Source organism: Nocardia aurea, from assembly GCF_003123685.1.
GTDB lineage: Bacteria > Actinomycetota > Actinomycetes > Mycobacteriales > Mycobacteriaceae > Nocardia > Nocardia aurea.
Genome location: NZ_QCYJ01000020.1, coordinates 187183 through 203699 on the forward strand (window position 1 = coordinate 187183; position 16517 = coordinate 203699).

The window sequence follows — 16517 nt, forward strand, 5'->3', positions numbered from 1 at the left end:
ATGTGGAGCAATAACGTCACGGTGACGTATTGGAGTCGGGCCAGGAGTACCGCTCGTCCAGCGATCGAATCAGGCTTGTTGCGACCATCACGGCCACGATCGCGTTTTCGAGCGTGAAGTGATCGGTATGAGCTTGGTGTGCGCAGACGTGTCGCGACAGCGGCACGGGACGCGGCTTGCCCGACTTCGGGCTCCAGTCGGTCATAAGGTTGACTACCGGCGCAACGCCGAGGACGTAGCGCAGGCGATCTTCCTTGAGGGCTTCGTCAAGATCGTTGACCTGGCATTCGTTCTTTGCCTTGTTGTGCTTCGCGTTGATGTGCGCCTCGATGACCGTCGTGCACACGTCGACAGAGAGCGATTGCGCTGGCCTGTGGTGCCCGTTCTTCAGTGCGCGGATGGCGTCCAACAAGAGTTCGCGCTGGTCGGCGACCGCCAGATCCAACTGGCGGTGCAGCGACTCCTCGCAGTCCTCCATGATCTCGGCGCAGCGCGCAACGAGAATCGCGTCACGCGCGGAGCGATCTGCTGCATGAGTGAGTTCCGAGACCACTTCCGCTCTCGGTATATACGACAGCGGGATGCCCTCGTTTTCGACGATCTGCTTCGCGGCGCTCAACGTGAAATGCGCTTCGCCAGGGCCGGGTGGCCAGTTCGACGGGTACCGCTCCAGCAACCAGCGGCGCAGCGTCTCAAACGCCGGTGCCGCGGCCTCGAACGCCGTCTGGATAGCCGTGGCGTTTTCCTGAAGGAATCGCCTAGTCTCGAGGATCGGCGGGATGGCGCGCATGAAGACTTGCTCGACTCTCCGTTGCTCCTGCACGATGCCCTCGATCGAGCGAAGAAATTCGCGAGCGCCCCGGGACTCCGCCCATTGCCGCCCAACCGCCTCCGACGTCCTGCGAGCCAAATCGAGCGCCGCTGCATTCTGGGCGATCTGACGCCGGATGTTCTCGGCGGTTCGGCGAATCTCGCGCTCCAGCGCGGGCGTCAGACTGGGTGGGTACGTCACCGGACGAGGATACCGGCGGCCGTCGACACACCGCGTCTCATTTTCCTTGCACCAATAACACCCCTGGGAACCCGTACGCACTGGAAACACCCGAGGGGGCCGCTGCCCCCTCGGAGCTGGGGGGGGGGCTCCCCCTCCCCCTACGGCTCGAGCTGGGCCGCGCCCTACGGCTCGAGCTGGGCCGCGCCCTACGGCTCGAGCTGGGCCGCGCCCTACGGCTCGAGCTGGGCCGCGCCCTACGGCTCGAGCTGGGCCGCGCCCTACGGGCAGCGGCCCACTTAGAAGGAGAATCGGAACGCACGCGCGAGAGGGTTACATATCCGCAGCTCAAAGCTATTTTTAGGGTTACCTGACTACAAACGGAGGATACACCTCCGATTAGGCCGAAAACCCTGTTTGGCCTGCGGATTTGACAAGTAGCAAAGTATCTGGAAAGCTTTGTCTCGTTCCGCTCCACACCTTCCCTAGCGGCCCTACCGCTACCGATCACGGAGGATTCACACCATGTCCGCTACTGCTACCGAAACCACCGGAACCGAACTCGATTCGCTCGAAACGGAGTCGACCGAAATCGAGATGGCGGAGGGGCACTCCACTTCGCAGTTCGGCGAGTTCTCCGCCATACTTTCCGATTTGGTCGAGGACGGTTACGAAATGTTCCGTGGTGTGGCCTTTATCGAGGTCAAGCGGAATGGTGAGTTGGTCGGTCAGTTGATGGAAATTCCGAGCGGCGTCTACTCGTCGCCGGTGGTCGGTGTGACCATGCATTTCGGGTCGGTGCGAGATGGAATTTTGCACATCGTCAAGAATGCGAAGTGTGTTGCCAAGTTCAAGCCACGTAAGGCTAAGGCTCCGGCGAAGCTGACGAAAGAACGCGCGTTGAGTGCGGTTACCGCCAACGCGCGTCGGTACTACCGTTTTCAGAAAGAACTGGATGCGGCGCGGCGTCGCTTGCACGTTGCCGAAACCACGTACGGCAAGCGTGATGAGGTTCGGAGCGTCGACGCGGAACGGGCGGCGGAAAGTGATGCCTACCAGCGTCGCGACAAGTCCGATATCTCGACACATCATGCGTTCTACGCTAAGGATTTGGTCTCGGCAGCACAGAACGCGGTCGACCGTGCGGCGGACATGCTGACTGTCCGCAGGGACGCGATGGAGTCGGCCGTCAATACGGCGCGCGAACTGGGCGCGGTGCAATCGGAGTGGGAACACGCGATGTCGGTTGCCAAGCCTAAGCCGCGCGCCAAGTAGCTCTAGCAGGTGCGGAGAGTGCGTCTCGTGGGGGGCGGTACGCATTCTCTGGACTCTCTAGGGTGTCCTCCGAATCGGCAACGATATCGGATTCGCAAAACGGAACGGCGGAGATGCTTAGCATCCATTGGTTCCCACGCTTTACGCCCCCAGCGGGTGAGTAGGGCACGCTCTACCTAGACGCTACGGCGTCGGCCGACGTAGGAATGCCTATTTCGGATTCGGTCCGCAAGGGCTGTGACCTTCAAGGGTCTACCGGATCACATGTTGATCCGATCGGAGTATCCGATACTCCCGCGTCACGGTCGCGACGACGTGCACGCAAATCGAATCGGAAACCAATCTCATGGTGAGCCGCACCTTAGTCGGCACGGTCATTCTGGCCTTGTTCTTGGAACCTCTCTAGTCGGTAGCGCGACGGTGGCGGTCCGTTCAAATTCATAGTGTGGGCGCAATTTGTCAGTGCGCATTGGTTCATGTGGCGGTTGTAGACGTTTTCGTGACGATTTGCGTGCTGGCTTATCCGCGTGTCCCGATTACTCGGCTACCCGATTTGTTTGGTGTGCCGATTCGTTGATGCGCGGAATGACGCATTGTGTACGGCCGTCGCTGGTAGCGGCACGGTGCGTTGCTGGTATTCGAGTAGTCCATTTCGGATGAATGCGAAGGTGGCCGCTGGTGTGAGCAGCGGGCCACCGATCGGATTTATTCGGAGTTCTGTGTCGAAAGGATTTGAAAATGAAAAACGATCATGGGTGCAAAGTTTCGGGCAAGGTGGTCAAACTCGGGAAGTTCACCGACGGCATCGCCCTGTGGCAGGCCACGCCGCAGGACGTGTCCAATGCGTACCTCAATTACTTGAGTGGCGAAAATACCAGCGACTCGCGGAGCACGTCGGTGGCAGTGGGCAGCTTCAATAGCATCGCGGCACTGCCCTATTTCTTCAGAATTCAGCAAAAGCATGTTCTTACTGCTGATTGCCGCAATCTGAATCAATCTTGATCAGGTTGCGCGATCGGGCGTGTCGAATTCGAGCCGCTATCTTCGGGTGACGGCTGGCTGGTCGATGCGACCGAAGTAATTGAGGAACTTGAGAAGGTTCCTCATCGTAAATGCGTATGGGCAATAGCCCGACGCAATGACCCAAGAGGGTGGAATGAATAACTTTGCGCGGGAACACAAGTCTGCGTCGAGCTATATCGACGTCGCCGCGAATGATCATGGCGATGAGAAGGGGTACTTGGTCAGGCACGCGCTGGCACGGCTGAGTTCCCCCAACGCACACGTCGTCGAAATCGGTCCCGGCGGTGGTGCCGCTGTCAGGCATCTCGCCTCTCACTTGAGGACGCAGCCCCGTTCGGTTCACATGACGCTGATCGAGGCTCCGGGCGTGGTGTCGAAATCGTTGACCGACGCGATGGATTACTTCGACACCGTGGGAACCTCGGCGTTGGTCCACGGTTGGGCTCAGGATCTGTCGACGTTGATCCCGATGTCTGCGGATATCATCAGCGCGAGCGCGTTGATGCATGAGGTCTACTCGTACGGCAGTGGTTACGCGGACTTGTATGCCCTGATCCGAGCACTGCCGACCGCGCTGGCCGAGTACGGTTTCTTCGCCTACCGCGATGTGTACTCCGTGCACACGGCGTCGTTGCACGATCGCACGATCCATACCTATACCGGACAGCCGTGGTTGCAGTTCTTGCAGATGTTCACGCCGCACTACCTCGACAACGGCAGGCATCCGTACCATCGCAGCAACGATGAGCCGGTCGCGCGTCAGAATTCGCAGATCGTGGCGCTGTCGTCCCTCGATGACCGCGTCGCGGCGGTGATCGAGGCACCGATCGGATTGTTCCGGGAGGTGCAGCGTCACTACGTAACGATGCGAGATCATGTCTGGCGATCGGGCGTTCTCGGGTTCACCCCCGTACTGGATGGCCAACTCTCCAACGATTGGGTCGACTTTCGGGCCGGGCACAAGAGGGTGCACTTTTCCTTCTCGGACTCGGCGAGGATGTCGTCGGCTCAGCGTGCCAATCTGCGGGCGCTGAGTGAGAGCTACGGCGATCACTTCGTGATCGACGGTGACATCTTCGACGCCATCACCGACCTTGCTCTCGCCGACTTTCTGACTGCTGCCGCAGGTGCGGTCGATGAGACCTGTGTGCAGGTTTGGGGGTCGTGGCTCGAACGGGAAGGGCGCGAAACCTACGTATACCTGACGCGTGACGAGTTGCTGACGGAGTTCGCTGTCAATTCGATTGAGGCGGGCACCGACGGGGAGACCGTGTTGATGCCGGTTCACGCCGATGATGTGTCGACGCGAACCCGCGCCTACTACAACCGTTATCTCAGCAACAGCTTGGCCAATCCGCTGATCGACGCCAAGCAGCTGGTGCTGTTCCAGAACATCCCGATCACCGATTCTGTTCTCTTGCAGAGTGCGCTCAGTGTGCTGGGAGAGCACTGCACGAAGCCGAGTCTGGCTCGCGTTATGTCGGCGGTCTGGCGAAGCTGAAATAGCCCTGAAGTAGTCCGTGGGTCGGCCGAAAGGCTGACCCACGGGTTACCCGTTGAGCCTAAATCGCACTTTCCGCGCTGTGAAGCCGCTACTTGTAGCGCCGTTCCAGATGGGCGCGGACCCTTCGTACTAGGATCTGAAAGGAATACGTCTAATATGCTGTTCGAGGTCGAGCGTAAGCGCGAGCTGACTGACACTGCGGCTCTGCTTGCCAAGCTCTCCGAGATGGGCTACCGAAAGACTGGCCACCTCAATGAGGTTGACACTTATTTCAGCCGCCCGGACGTCGACTACATGGAGACGGTTGAGTGCCTGCGCGTCCGTAGCCGCGATGACTTCGCTGAGGTCACCTATAAGCCGCCGACCAATGCTCAGAATCGTTCCAGTGCAGGCATTATCGTCAAACCGGAAACGAATGTCGCGCTTGCCGGTGTCGACCAGGCGGAGGCAGCTAATCAATTGATGGCTGCTATCGGCATGCGCGAGCTGGCACGTGTCGAGAAATTCCGGGCAACGTTCGTGAACCCTGACCTCGCGCGTACGACGATCACAATCGACGTCATCGCGGGCGTCGGTACGTACGTGGAGACTGAGATTCTGGCACACGACGCAGACAGCGCTGGAGCACAGATCGGTCACATAGAAGCGGAACTGGGCATAAGCGAGTTGCCGATCGTCACTTCGCCTTACCGCGATCTCGTGATGAGCAACAGCGAGAACGTGGCAGCAGCACGCACGTCGCCGCTCGAAGAATGAGATGGGAGTTCAGGATCTGTGCCAGCAGGAATGTGGCTCGATCTGCGCTGTTGAGTAGTTCTTGCTGTTAAGTCCGCAGTCAGGCGGTTCACCGGTGCTACCTGGCGTGGTCGACTCGGCGGCAGAGGACAGCCAGCACAATCCGATCATCGGGTGTGTGCTGGCTCCTCGCCCCTGCGATCCAATCCGCTCCCCTGCATCACGGCAGGGGCGGGTCCGTACAAGTGGCTCCGCCCCGGCTGTGATGTTCGGGCATGTCTCTTGCGAGAGAGGACATCTCGTATGAGTGATGTACTCCTTCGGCTGAAGTACCGTCACTCGCTGCGCCCTCGGCATCGGTGACCGTGCGTCGACCCTGACGACCGATTGCGGATGCTCAGCGGTCAGGTGCAGCGGGAGGCAATCCGCCTTCTGGACGCTTCGGGTCAGGCGTGTCGAGTTGAAAATTGAACCGTATGCGGGCCGCGGGAACGCGATCCTGCACCCGACGGCAGACAATGCGATGCCATTGCGCCGGATAGGGCTGGAATTCCGGCAAGTCGGCCCACAGTTCTTCGTCCGACTTGTACGCGACCAGCGTACTGGGCTGCGTAGCTGAAAGCCGTTCCACCGCAACGTCAGTCGCGGCGACGACTTCCAGGATCTTGCCCTCGGCGGGTTCGGATATCCATGACGTGCCTGTCTCCCACCTGCGGATACGTCGAACGTCGTATCCGATCAACCTCGAAAGTGTCTCGACAGATAGACCGAGGCTCTCGCGTGTGCACTGCAATTCAGCGGGCGTCATCACCATTCGTAAGACTTTCCCATGCTCCTGTTGCGACGGCCAAGCGGGGGGAAGCAAATCAGCTGGGCCGCATCGGTAGCACTGCGGGACGGCCGGGTTACGGCCTGTCGGCATTTCATCCGTGCTCGGCGACAGTCCAGCGCTTCTCCGAACCTCGGCGGCGAGTAGGCCACAGCAGGTTGCACGATCGGGCATGTCGAATTCGAGCCGCTATCTCCGGGTAGCGGCTGGCTGGTCGATATGACCGTAATAATTGAGGGATCCAAACCGGTTCCTCATTGGAAATGCGTCATGGGCAATAGCCCGACGCAACGACCCAAAAGGGTGCAAGATGAAAAATCGTACGAAGGTCGCTATCTTCGGCGGGGGACATGTCGGTCGCACGCTGTCCTACGATCTGGCGGGTAGGGCAGATGTCGATCTCTTCACTTCGTCTCCGGAGTCCAATCGTTCCAGGACGATGCGGAATATTTTTACCAAGTCCGAGAGGCATGTTTCGTTGGATTCGGGCCACCGTGAGCACGGACTGGATTCGAGCGTGTTCGGCAGAGTCGTCGACGGTGCGGAGTTCATTTTTGTGACGGTCCCGGATATTCCGGGCCTGCGCATGGATATCGTGGACCGCATTCTGAGTCGGAATCTGCGCTCGGATGTGGTGTTGGTCTTCATTCGCGGCGGACAGGGCGGTATGCCGTGGCTCTACCATCGGTTGAGCGTCGATGCCCGGCCTCCGGTGACCGCTGTCTATGTCGAGGATTCTTTCTACGGCACCCGAGTCGGCCCGCAGTTCATCGACTACAAGCGCAAGGACAGCATCAATATCGCGGTGTCTGGTCCCGGCGGAAACGACGTCGTGGCCAGGCTCCAGCGGCTTTTCGGCGTGGAGCACAAGGGGCAGCCGTGGCCTGCTCTGGCGTCCAAGAGTGCGCTCGGATTGCTGTTCGACCCGCTCGGATACATCGTGCACACGGCAACTCTGCTCGATCCGGTCAACATTGCCCGGTCGGAACGCGGTGAGTGCTACTTGCACTACTCCGAGGGGATCCATGCCCAGCTCGCGCCGAGGTTGGCTGCGATGGATGCCGAGCGAGTCGATTTGGCGGGGCAGTACAGGTGCCGTGCCGAATCTTTCGTCGAGATCCTGGACCGCCAGTACGGGCATCGCGTGGATGGCACGTTCTTCGAGGTGATGCGGGCGACGGGCACCTTCTACCGCAGCTACGCTCCGTCGTCGCTGGCGGAGTTGCGGGCAAGTCGTGCTCTGTGGGAGGACATCCCCGCTTTGGCGACGGTGCTGCGCATGGCGGCCCACGTCGGCCAGCGCATGCCGGTGACGGAAGAATTCGCGGCCATGTTGCCCGGTCTGCTCGAGACGGTCGGATTGGACTACCGACAGTTCGAGGCGTACCCGGTGGATGACAGCCATATCGACGTTCTGATGTCGGGCGCTTAATCCCCTGCTCTATGGCGGGTCGGACCATCGGTTCGGCCCGCCATAGGGCGGCGTAAGTATTCATTGCACATATTCACTTCCAAAGGGCAAAAGCCCTGAGTTACGACCCAATAGGGAGAATCGTGAACATAGGCGATATCGTTCGTTCCGACACCATGGATCTACGTGGCACCACGGTGGCAGTTGTGGGCGCTGGTTTGTCGGGGTTGTTTGCGGCACACGAATTGAGCAGGCTCGGCGCGACTGTCCGCGTATTCGAGTCCTCGCATCGAATTGGTGGCCGTCTTTTCACCGATCATTTTTCTGCCGATCCGGCGCGCTATGTCGACTTCGGTGCCGCACGGATCGTTCCACAGACCCTGCCGGGTGAGCTGTACCGACGGTTGGGTATTCCTGTCGAGAATTTCATCATGCGGAACCCGGATGCGATGTGGATTCGGCAGACCGGCAGCGTGCGCACGCCTGTGCGGTTGCGTACCGCACATCGGGACAACGAGGTGTGGCGGCAGCGTGCAGCACTTCCCGCTGACAGCGGCGAGAAGTTCCGTTCGCCGCACGGGATGCACTGGGATGCTCCGGCACTGGCAGATTTCCGTCACGCGGGGATTCCCGTGGCCGAGACGACCGAGTCGGATATCTCCTCGGTGACCGAATATCTGGCGAGCAATCTGCGCGAACTCGACCGGATCGACAATACCTATGTCAAGACCCATGTTCTGGTCCGCCCGGTCGGTGGGTCGCAGGTATTGACCGACCGCCTGGCGCAACAGTTGCCCGATGGGAGTGTTTCGACAGGGCATTCGATTGTCGGAGCGGAGTTGGCGCGATACGGTGTGGTTCTGCGCATCCTCACCGCTGACGGCTCACCGATGAGGGCTGCATTCGACCACGCGATTTTCACTCCGATGCCGCATCAGCTCGAGCGAATGAATCTGCCGTTGCCCTCGGATGTGGTCGAGGTGTTGCGCAGCGCTGAACCCCGACCGGCGGTCAAGGTTGCGGCGCTCTACCCTCGGCGCTGGTGGGAGTCCGACTATGGGGTGTACGGCGGCACGAGTTACCCCAATACACTGTTCACGCGGGTGTGGTATCCCTCCGATGATCTCATATCCGACAGTTCCGGGGTTCTGGTGGGATATGCGGAGGGCGATAGCGCGTCGACGCTTTCGGCGATGACTCCCGATGAGCGTCGCACCTGCTTCGATCGGACCATTTCGGAGTTGCATCCTCGACACGGTGCGACTGCGGTCGAGTATCGGCAGATCGTGTGGTCCGATGTTGCGGGCGTCGGGGCCGGGTGGGTGCGCTGGCCTGGTTCCGACGCGGAATTGTTCCAGACGTTGGACATGACCGATAGCCGCCTGATCCTGGCGGGAGACTGGGCCGATCCGCAAGGTGCGTGGCAGTCCAGCGCGATCACCTCCGCGAGCCGTGCGGTCGGCCGCGTTCTGAATCGGTGAGCAGGTGCCGCCCTACATCGTTGACGGCGTGGGGCGGCGACTGCAGTTCGCGGACCGTCATCAGTGCCTGCCGCTGTGGCGGGGGTGAGTGAGTCGGTCCTGGATCGGGTGATCGACGCCGTCGGCACGGCGGTCAGCGAGGTTGCCGGGTCGTAATAGGTTCGGGCGGGGCGATCCTGGATCGCCTCGCCCGACAGTCGCTGCATGACCATTTCGACAAGAGTCCCCAGGTTTTCGGCCTGGGGCTCTTGTCCAGGTTCTAGCCGTTCCGTTTCGGGAGACTGTTGTATGACGGGCTCTCGCTGTCTTCACCCCGACATCGTTTCGTGCCGGAATTTTTCATGCCCTGATCCCTGAGTTCGGTTGCCGGTGTGTGATTCCCGGCAGCTGTCCTGACCTGATCAGTTCCGTAGTTTCCGATTGATCTGAGCCCCTAGGTATTCGACCTAGGGGCTCTTTCGTTTCGACGCTTCAGTGCATTAGCGCTGGGGCTGTTTTCATGCCCGAATCCGGGCGAAGGAGATGGTTGTTATGCGTGTGACCGCGGATCCGGCGAGCTTGCTGCGGGTGCGTTTCGAGGTGGAGTGCCGCGACGAGTCCGGTGTGCCGATCTCGGGCATGGCGGCGCGGATGTTGGCCTCGATCTGGGCGGAGCCGGGCACGGAGCTGGCGAGGTTGGCGGCGGGTGAGGAGTTCGATCCGACGCGTGTCGTGGTGCCGTCGCCGAGTTCGCTCGACGACGCGGCCGAGCTGGTGGCGTTGTTGCGGTGGACGCTGATGCAGGTGGTCCGGGCTCGCCGCGGCGCGAAGGTGGCTGCCTGATTTCTCCGATAGTTTCCACTATTCGAATTCGCCAGTTCCTTTATCCCGCTCTTTTCATGGGTTAACACCCTGGAACGCGCGGTCGACAACTGGCGTTAGGTTCGTTCGCTATATGGATTACGAGCGGAGCTGCATGGATAACGCCCAGTCACCCGCCGATCTCCTCAAGGCATACCTGCACTATGTCGGGTCGAGCGGCTTCATCTTCATGTGGTGGCGCAGGGAATTCCCCGACATCGTTGTCGACTTCGAACTCACCATCGAATATGCCCACGTCTTTATCTGAAATGAGAAAACCATGATCTACGCGACCTTGAAAGATATGCCGATTCGCCAGCATCGTCCCGAACCGGCCGGTGAGCGTCGCGAGTTCGACGATCTCGACTCGGTCGCCGACTGGTTCGATCGCTACCTGCACGGCTACACCGTCGAGTCCGTCGGTGCCAGCCAGTGCGCCCAGGTGCAGATCTACTCCGACCAGCTCGCCGAGACGCCCATCCTTACCCTGTCGACGCTGCCGAATCCAGACGGCACCAAGCGCATCTTCGACCGGGCCGCAGGTGACCCGGTCCAACGTGGCTACCGCGCGTCGGGAATCCAGCTCGGCGAGGCGATGGCGGGATACGTCGGCGCGCAGCTGCTGCATTCGAACCTGCTCGAGGACTTCGGCGTTGCCGACGTGCCCGCGACCTACCGCGGGTCGGTCCTCCTCGGCATCCAGTACATGGCCGGGCGGCACCCGTTGGCAACCCGGATGTGGTTGGCCAAGCACAGCTCTCGCGAGTTCGGCGTCGTGCTGTACCGCGAGCAGACCAACGCAGGTGCGTTCTGGCGTAGCACTGGTGGCGTGATCGACAACGTCGATGCGACCCTCGAGTGCTACTCGCACTATTTCCATCCCGAGCCGCTGCGCGTCGTCGACGGGCGGCTGTGCGTCGGCGGCTTCCACGAGACCAGTAACTGACATCGGCGGGCGGAGAGTTTCCGTCTGCCTGTTCTTTGCCCGAAAAGGGGTATTGAGATTACTCATCGCGCTGATGCGTTCGTTAGAACAGCTACGACCCGACGTAGGGCAGTGAATGCCATTCTGCGCGTGTGGGATAGGGCCGCACCGGAGCAGATCACCGAAGGCCGGGCCTGGTATGCGAAGGCGTATGTCATCGCCGACCATGTGGCCGAGATCGCGGACATCAGCCTGGATCGCGCGGCGTGTGTGATCGCCGCGCTGAGCCCGCGGACGAAGTGGGAACGCAATGTGGACGCCGCGTTCGCCATTGCTAGGGGTGAGCCGGTGTCGGGCACGCTACCGATGAATATCGAGCGTGCTCACAAGGTCATGGCGGCCGAGGATCCATGGTCGGTGTTCACTGCGACGTCTCCGAAGATCCGATCCTTCGCGAAGAACATCACCGGCGACACCTACGAGGTGACTGTGGACATGTGGGCGGCGCTGATCGCCAATGTGACCGATACCGAGCTGGCTCGGGTCGGTGTATACGAGGCGGTGGCGGAGGCGTACCGGAGGGCGGCAGCGGCCCGGCGGGTCGCCGCGCCGACCATGCAGGCCGGTACATGGGTCGCGATTCGACCGGTCCCGAAAGTGCGCGTGAAAACAGTTCTGCATCAGGAATATTGGGAGAGCATTCATGTCTGAGAACGAGAATGTGGGCGCTCAGCAGATCGTTCGCACCATCGGCATCTTCGTGCACGCCACGGCAAGGGCGCGTGGCGCTAACCTGGCGGCGGCCCGGCGCGCTCTGCGCGAAAAGTTGCACTCGGTATATATCGGGGACAGTGGGCAGCGCGTCACCGACAGCATCGACCTGACCAGTCTCGCGTTCTGTGGCGGGTTCGCGGCTTTCGGGGCCGACGGATCCGCAAACGACGACGCGGAACCGGCGGCTCATTACCGCGGCAGCGGTTTGGCGACGCTGGAGCAGTGGACGAGCCTCGGTCATATGATCCCGCTGATGTTCCGTCCGGTGCAGATCTCGCCGTCGGGTGAGGACATGCGACAGATGACGCCGGACACGCTGCATGAAGTGATGGATCTCGACCAGGTGATCCGGGTCGGTCTTGCCGGTCATATCTGTGTCGAGAGTGAGGTGTACGCGCCGGAGGTCTTCGTGGACCCCGAGGGTGTCGTGCATGTCGAGCCCAATGCGGCCGGTGAGTGGAAACCGGTGACCGGTTGTCGCTGGGTGGAGGGTCACGCCGCTCCGATGTTGCTCGAAGCGGCGGGCTCGGTCGGGCGGGGTCTCGCTGAAATCATTCTGGGTCGCCCCGGCTTGTACGCCCTGGTGTGGAGTGGCCGCGAGGACAGATCCGAGATCGTCATGCACTGCCACGATTCCGAGCAGATCTGGGAGAACCGCGGATGAGTGCGGACAGTCCCGCGGTCAAGGTGTCTCTGACCGCCTTCATGGCCGCTATCCAGGCGGTCGCCGATGCGGTGACCACCGACGATCATGAGGCATACCTGCGCGCCTCGGCCGACGCCCGGTCTGTCGGGGTGAGTGATGAGCAGATCCACGACGCCTACCTGTATCGCCGCGATCTGCGCCGTGATCGTTGGCCGTCGTTCGATCGTCACGGCAACCTCTACTAGCGCGTCGAGGCGATCCGCTTCGATCGCCTGATTCATTTCTCTTTCAACAACTTTCGGAACCACCAGGGACTTCCTGGGGGTCTATTCACTATGCAAGGAGCACGATATGTCTCGCGAAACCAGCGAACACCTCAACCAGTGGACCCTGATCGGCAACACCGATCAGCGTGGCACCGCGTGGCACTACCGCCTGTCGAGCCAGGGCAAAGAGAACAACCACTACCCGGCAGCCGTGCCGGTCGCCGACGTGGAGCGACGGCTGTTCTACTGGAAGGCACAGGTCGCGCCGTTGCGATACGACATCCCGGCGTCGGGACTCGAGGATGCGACTCACCTCGGCGCCGACGGTGCGTACATGAAGACGGTCACCGACGAGACCCGCAACGTCACCTATCACGGTGAAACCGGTGTTGCGTTCGGCGTCTTCAAGACCTCGACCGTGCACCAGTACCGAGAATGGCTGCTCAACGGCCTGGCCCAGCTGGTGACGCCGGACGGCCTGGCGGTCACGACCGACAGTCTTGGTATCTCCTCGGCGGGCCTGCTGCGGGGTGGGGCCCAGGCCTGGGTCCAGATCGAACGGCCCGACACCGTCCGTACTCGCGAGGGTGTCGACTTCCGCACCAGTCTGCTGGCGTGCTCGAGTCACGACGGCAGCCTCGCCACCAGCTTCAGCGCCGTGCACACGATGGTCGTGTGCGACAACACGATGGCCTGGGCGTTGGACGAGGCTCGCGAGTCCGGTCTGCGTTGGAAGATCAAGCGCTCGACCAAGTCGATGGCCCGGCTCAACGATGCACGGGATGCACTGGGGCTGATCGTCGAGTCGGAAGACACCTTCGCGAAGGATGTGGCCCGACTGTGCGAGACCAAGGTTTCCCCGCGCCAGTTCGATTCGTTTCTGACCTTCTGGAACCCGATCCCCGAGGGCCAGGGTGCGCCCAGGACTCGCGCCGAGAAGCGTCGCGACGCGCTGCTGACGCTGTGGAATAACGACAATCGGGTCACGCAGTGGAAGGGCACGGCGTTCGGGGTGTTGCAGGCGGTCAACACCTACAACCACCACATCGCCGCGGTGCGCGGTACCGACATGACCCGCGCCGAGCGGAACATGAGCCGCGCCATGACCGGCGAGGCCGGTGAGCGTGACACCAAAACGCTGAACCTGCTCACCCGCATTCTCGAAACGGCGTAGTCACACCCCAGATAAGGCCCGTCGACGAACTCGGCGGGCCTTCTTTGTGCGCGCAGCCAATCCGGCTGTGCGTCTTCCATATCCTGGACACAGGGAGAACACTATGAAAATCACCCACGCACTCGCCGGCGCATTGGCGGCGCTCGTGGTCGGCGGCACCGGCACGGCGAACGGTCAGCCCCGGATCGAACCGGTAGCCGATCATGTCACGTGCTTTATCCAGGCGGGCGGCCCGTTCAAGGCGAACTCGGCCTCGACCACCCACATTCAGTACGGGTTCACGGTGAGATGCAGCCCCCGCTCGCCGGAGAAGCGTCACATCGAGGTGATTCTGTGGCGCCACGACCTGCAACGAGACAAGTTCTATCAGCAGGATGCGCGGGCCTATATCGACCCCACGCGCGCTGAGGTTTCGGTGACCTATGCGTCGGAATGCTCGAATGCGAACATCACCTACGGGTTCCACACCCAGGCGGTCATCTGGGCCGCGCACGGCAACGAGATGGACACCTCCGACGACAGTGACGAGGTGTTGCTGACGTGCTAGAACAGAGTGATCTAGCGAGAGGAATTGTCATCGTGAGCACTGTCGTGGAGCATCCTGCCGTGGAGATCGCGCGGCAGCGAGTCGCCGACTTCGACCCTGATCTGTCGCCGGTAGCGATCGCTGTCCGCCCTGGTGTGGCCGCGGTGGTGCTCGACAGCGCCGACAAACGGTTCACCGTGTTCGTGGAGGATCACGACGGCGAGTGGGTCGCGCCGACGATGCTCACGGGGACACCGCGTCGGATTCGGGAACGCGCCTCGGTAACCGGCACGCAGCCGCTGTACTGCGTGTCCAATAAGTGGTTCGGGAGGCCGTCGAGCGATGGCGAGCCGGAAGTCGGGTGGTTCTCGGTGACCGGCCTGGCCGAGCTGGACGCCGCCGAGGTCGTGATCACCTCGGTGTTGGAGACCTCGACGACCCTGATCGGCGAGTCCGGTTTGGCGTTCGGCATCGTCCGGGCCAATCGAGACGAGAAGCCGGTCGTCGAGATCCGAACCCGCGACGGACGGCTGGTACCTGTCCGGCCGTAAGTAGCGATACCCCAAGGCGTACATCCACGTTCGGATGTACGCCCTTCGTGTCGATCTCGCGTGTTCCGAGGCCCCGGAGGTCTGCCTCCGGGGCCTTTCTCATGCTTTAACACCCTTCGACCTTTTGCCGGTTCATTGGGCGAGGATCGTTCCATGTCCCCATATGAGTAATAGACCTAAATCGAATTGAGGAAATCCGATGGCGAAAATGAGCAATGAAAACTGGGATTTGTTCACCGGTTTCCTCTGCGACGACGAACGCACCTGGCCCATCGCCGCCGACATGGACTGTGAAACCGCGCAGCTGTTCGTCAACATCGCCTTCGACGCCGACCTGGAGAACGCCGCGGCGGAATGGGTCGACTCTCATCGCCAACAGTGCTCCGACTCATGCATCGTGGCCGTGGTCAAACCCTACGGTGGCGAATCGGCCGACAGTGCCGCCGTCTTGGCTATCAACGACACGTCCTCCGACGGCATATTCCAGATCATGGATACCCGCCCCATTGACGGCAACCTGCTGTTTGTCACAGTGCGGGAGCGGATCGGCGACGGGTGCCTGGACATGACCGACGAAGACATGGTCGCCGCCATGCGAACCCTCGCCCACCGCGCGTACGACGGCCTGGTCCATGACTCGCCGGAGCACAACCGCTTCGTCAGCTACGGCTGCGTGAATGTCACGTTCGCCGTGACCGGCCAGGCCACGGCGCCTGAAACCGCCGGGCCAGAGGGGGTGCAATCCCGTGTGAGAAATCGACATTGACGTGTACCGCCTCGATCCCCGCGTCCAGGTCGAGGTCGGTCGTTGATCCATCTATGGCCTGCGGTCCGCTGTCGTCGGCGAGCCTGCTGCTCGGGGTTGCAATCACTGTCGATGCAGGCATCCTGATTCGCCTGCTGTTTCCTTGATCTCTTTTCTCTCAACGCATCTGAATTGGTGCGTCTATTTCAGCTGCCGAGATCCGGCACGCATTGATCGGAGTGGATATGTATTTGCAAGCCGCGGAGGCGATCGCCGCGTTGGCGATCACTGTCGGCGTGGCGGTATGAGCCGCGAGATCCACATGGTGCCGCTGAGCAGGCAACGCAACGCACGGCGGGTTGTCTCGTTGCGGGTGCAGTTCGATATCGACGTGAACCAGGTAATCGACTGTGTCGCAGTTCAAATGGGCAGCTATGGCGACGAGCTGCCGACCTCGCGAACGCAGATGTTGAAGCTGGCTCGCCGGTACCTCTACGACAACGGCTACGTCGATGGCATCAGCGGCGAGGACTTCGACGACTGGGATCAAACGCGGGCCGCGGTAGCGGCCCGGGTCGGCGAGCTGTTCCCCGAACTTGCCGGTCAGATCAAGCACAAATAGATGACCCGTTGTCCGAGCCACGGTGAATTCGGGCGGCCCCAGCAAGGCGTGCACCGCCATCCGGCGGTGGGTGGTTCGACTTCACCCGAGAGCTCGGCATGCCACCATCCCGGCGGTCTGCACAGCAAACACCCCGAGGCATCTCCCAGGTCCGAGTTCAAGATCAAATCACCCCTTCGGCGAGGCAGGTCGGGCTGCG

At 61.4% G+C, this 16517-nt stretch carries 19 protein-coding genes; 17 read left to right on the forward strand and 2 right to left on the reverse strand.

All coding sequences use genetic code 11. From position 1 onward, the window contains the following. Positions 1-16: 16 nt before the first annotated feature. Positions 17-1012, reverse strand: a complete 996-nt coding sequence (locus tag DAT37_RS06025) for a hypothetical protein (RefSeq protein WP_157978323.1) — start codon at positions 1010-1012, stop codon at positions 17-19. Between the two features lie 504 nt (positions 1013-1516). Between DAT37_RS06025 and DAT37_RS06035 the strand changes: the two genes are divergently transcribed. The 4 genes from DAT37_RS06035 to cyaB all read left to right on the forward strand — a co-directional run bounded on the left by DAT37_RS06035 (position 1517) and on the right by cyaB (position 5549). Next, positions 1517-2266 carry a hypothetical protein gene (locus DAT37_RS06035; protein ID WP_109523694.1) on the forward strand — a complete coding sequence of 250 codons (750 nt, stop codon included), beginning with the start codon at positions 1517-1519 and terminating at the stop codon, positions 2264-2266. Positions 2267-3004: 738 nt separating this feature from the next. Next, positions 3005-3268, forward strand: a complete 264-nt coding sequence (locus DAT37_RS06040; RefSeq protein ID WP_109523695.1) for a hypothetical protein — start codon at positions 3005-3007, stop codon at positions 3266-3268. A gap of 136 nt (positions 3269-3404) precedes the next feature. After that, positions 3405-4790, forward strand: coding sequence for a hypothetical protein (locus tag DAT37_RS06045; protein ID WP_109523696.1), 1386 nt, complete (start codon positions 3405-3407; stop codon positions 4788-4790). Positions 4791-4949: 159 nt separating this feature from the next. Continuing rightward, positions 4950-5549: a class IV adenylate cyclase gene (gene cyaB, locus DAT37_RS06050; protein WP_109523697.1), complete on the forward strand. Its 600-nt coding sequence runs from the start codon at positions 4950-4952 to the stop codon at positions 5547-5549. Between the two features lie 376 nt (positions 5550-5925). Here cyaB and DAT37_RS43900 read toward each other — a convergent pair whose 3' ends face one another. Continuing rightward, positions 5926-6342 carry a helix-turn-helix domain-containing protein gene (locus DAT37_RS43900; protein WP_157978324.1) on the reverse strand — a complete coding sequence of 139 codons (417 nt, stop codon included), beginning with the start codon at positions 6340-6342 and terminating at the stop codon, positions 5926-5928. A 325-nt stretch (positions 6343-6667) separates the two neighbouring features. On the opposite strand from DAT37_RS43900, the gene DAT37_RS06055 reads away from it, so the two are divergent. The 13 genes from DAT37_RS06055 to DAT37_RS06110 all read left to right on the forward strand — a co-directional run bounded on the left by DAT37_RS06055 (position 6668) and on the right by DAT37_RS06110 (position 16318). Further along, positions 6668-7789 carry an NAD/NADP octopine/nopaline dehydrogenase family protein gene (locus tag DAT37_RS06055; RefSeq protein ID WP_109523698.1) on the forward strand — a complete coding sequence of 374 codons (1122 nt, stop codon included), beginning with the start codon at positions 6668-6670 and terminating at the stop codon, positions 7787-7789. Between the two features lie 122 nt (positions 7790-7911). Beyond that, positions 7912-9249, forward strand: coding sequence for a flavin monoamine oxidase family protein (locus DAT37_RS06060; RefSeq protein ID WP_109523699.1), 1338 nt, complete (start codon positions 7912-7914; stop codon positions 9247-9249). A gap of 531 nt (positions 9250-9780) precedes the next feature. After that, the gene (locus DAT37_RS06065) at positions 9781-10071 is read left to right on the forward strand and encodes a hypothetical protein (protein ID WP_109523700.1); all 291 of its coding nucleotides are present in this window, start codon (positions 9781-9783) and stop codon (positions 10069-10071) included. Positions 10072-10204: 133 nt separating this feature from the next. After that, the gene (locus tag DAT37_RS43905) at positions 10205-10357 is read left to right on the forward strand and encodes a hypothetical protein (protein WP_157978325.1); all 153 of its coding nucleotides are present in this window, start codon (positions 10205-10207) and stop codon (positions 10355-10357) included. A gap of 12 nt (positions 10358-10369) precedes the next feature. Next, positions 10370-11035 (forward strand): hypothetical protein, encoded by a 666-nt coding sequence (locus tag DAT37_RS06070; protein ID WP_109523701.1) that lies wholly within the window; start codon positions 10370-10372, stop codon positions 11033-11035. A gap of 57 nt (positions 11036-11092) precedes the next feature. Beyond that, a complete protein-coding gene (locus DAT37_RS06075; RefSeq protein ID WP_456320114.1) occupies positions 11093-11725 on the forward strand; it encodes a DUF7178 family protein in 633 nt (210 codons plus the stop codon). Then, entirely contained in the window at positions 11718-12452 is a 735-nt protein-coding gene (locus DAT37_RS06080) for a hypothetical protein (protein WP_157978327.1), read from the forward strand. The genes DAT37_RS06075 and DAT37_RS06080 overlap by 8 nt, the downstream gene beginning before the upstream one ends. Continuing rightward, on the forward strand, positions 12449-12679 hold the full coding sequence (locus DAT37_RS06085) for a hypothetical protein (RefSeq protein WP_109523704.1): 231 nt from the start codon (positions 12449-12451) through the stop codon (positions 12677-12679). Before DAT37_RS06080 ends, DAT37_RS06085 begins: the two co-directional genes overlap by 4 nt. 106 nt (positions 12680-12785) lie before the next feature. Next, positions 12786-13874, forward strand: a complete 1089-nt coding sequence (locus DAT37_RS06090; RefSeq protein ID WP_109523705.1) for a DUF932 domain-containing protein — start codon at positions 12786-12788, stop codon at positions 13872-13874. Positions 13875-13977: 103 nt separating this feature from the next. Continuing rightward, positions 13978-14421 (forward strand): hypothetical protein, encoded by a 444-nt coding sequence (locus tag DAT37_RS06095; protein WP_109523706.1) that lies wholly within the window; start codon positions 13978-13980, stop codon positions 14419-14421. A gap of 32 nt (positions 14422-14453) precedes the next feature. Next, positions 14454-14951, forward strand: coding sequence for a hypothetical protein (locus DAT37_RS06100; RefSeq protein WP_157978328.1), 498 nt, complete (start codon positions 14454-14456; stop codon positions 14949-14951). Positions 14952-15150: 199 nt separating this feature from the next. Beyond that, positions 15151-15717 carry a hypothetical protein gene (locus DAT37_RS06105; protein WP_109523708.1) on the forward strand — a complete coding sequence of 189 codons (567 nt, stop codon included), beginning with the start codon at positions 15151-15153 and terminating at the stop codon, positions 15715-15717. Positions 15718-16000: 283 nt separating this feature from the next. Next, positions 16001-16318: a hypothetical protein gene (locus DAT37_RS06110; RefSeq protein ID WP_109523709.1), complete on the forward strand. Its 318-nt coding sequence runs from the start codon at positions 16001-16003 to the stop codon at positions 16316-16318. Positions 16319-16517 lie beyond the last annotated feature (199 nt).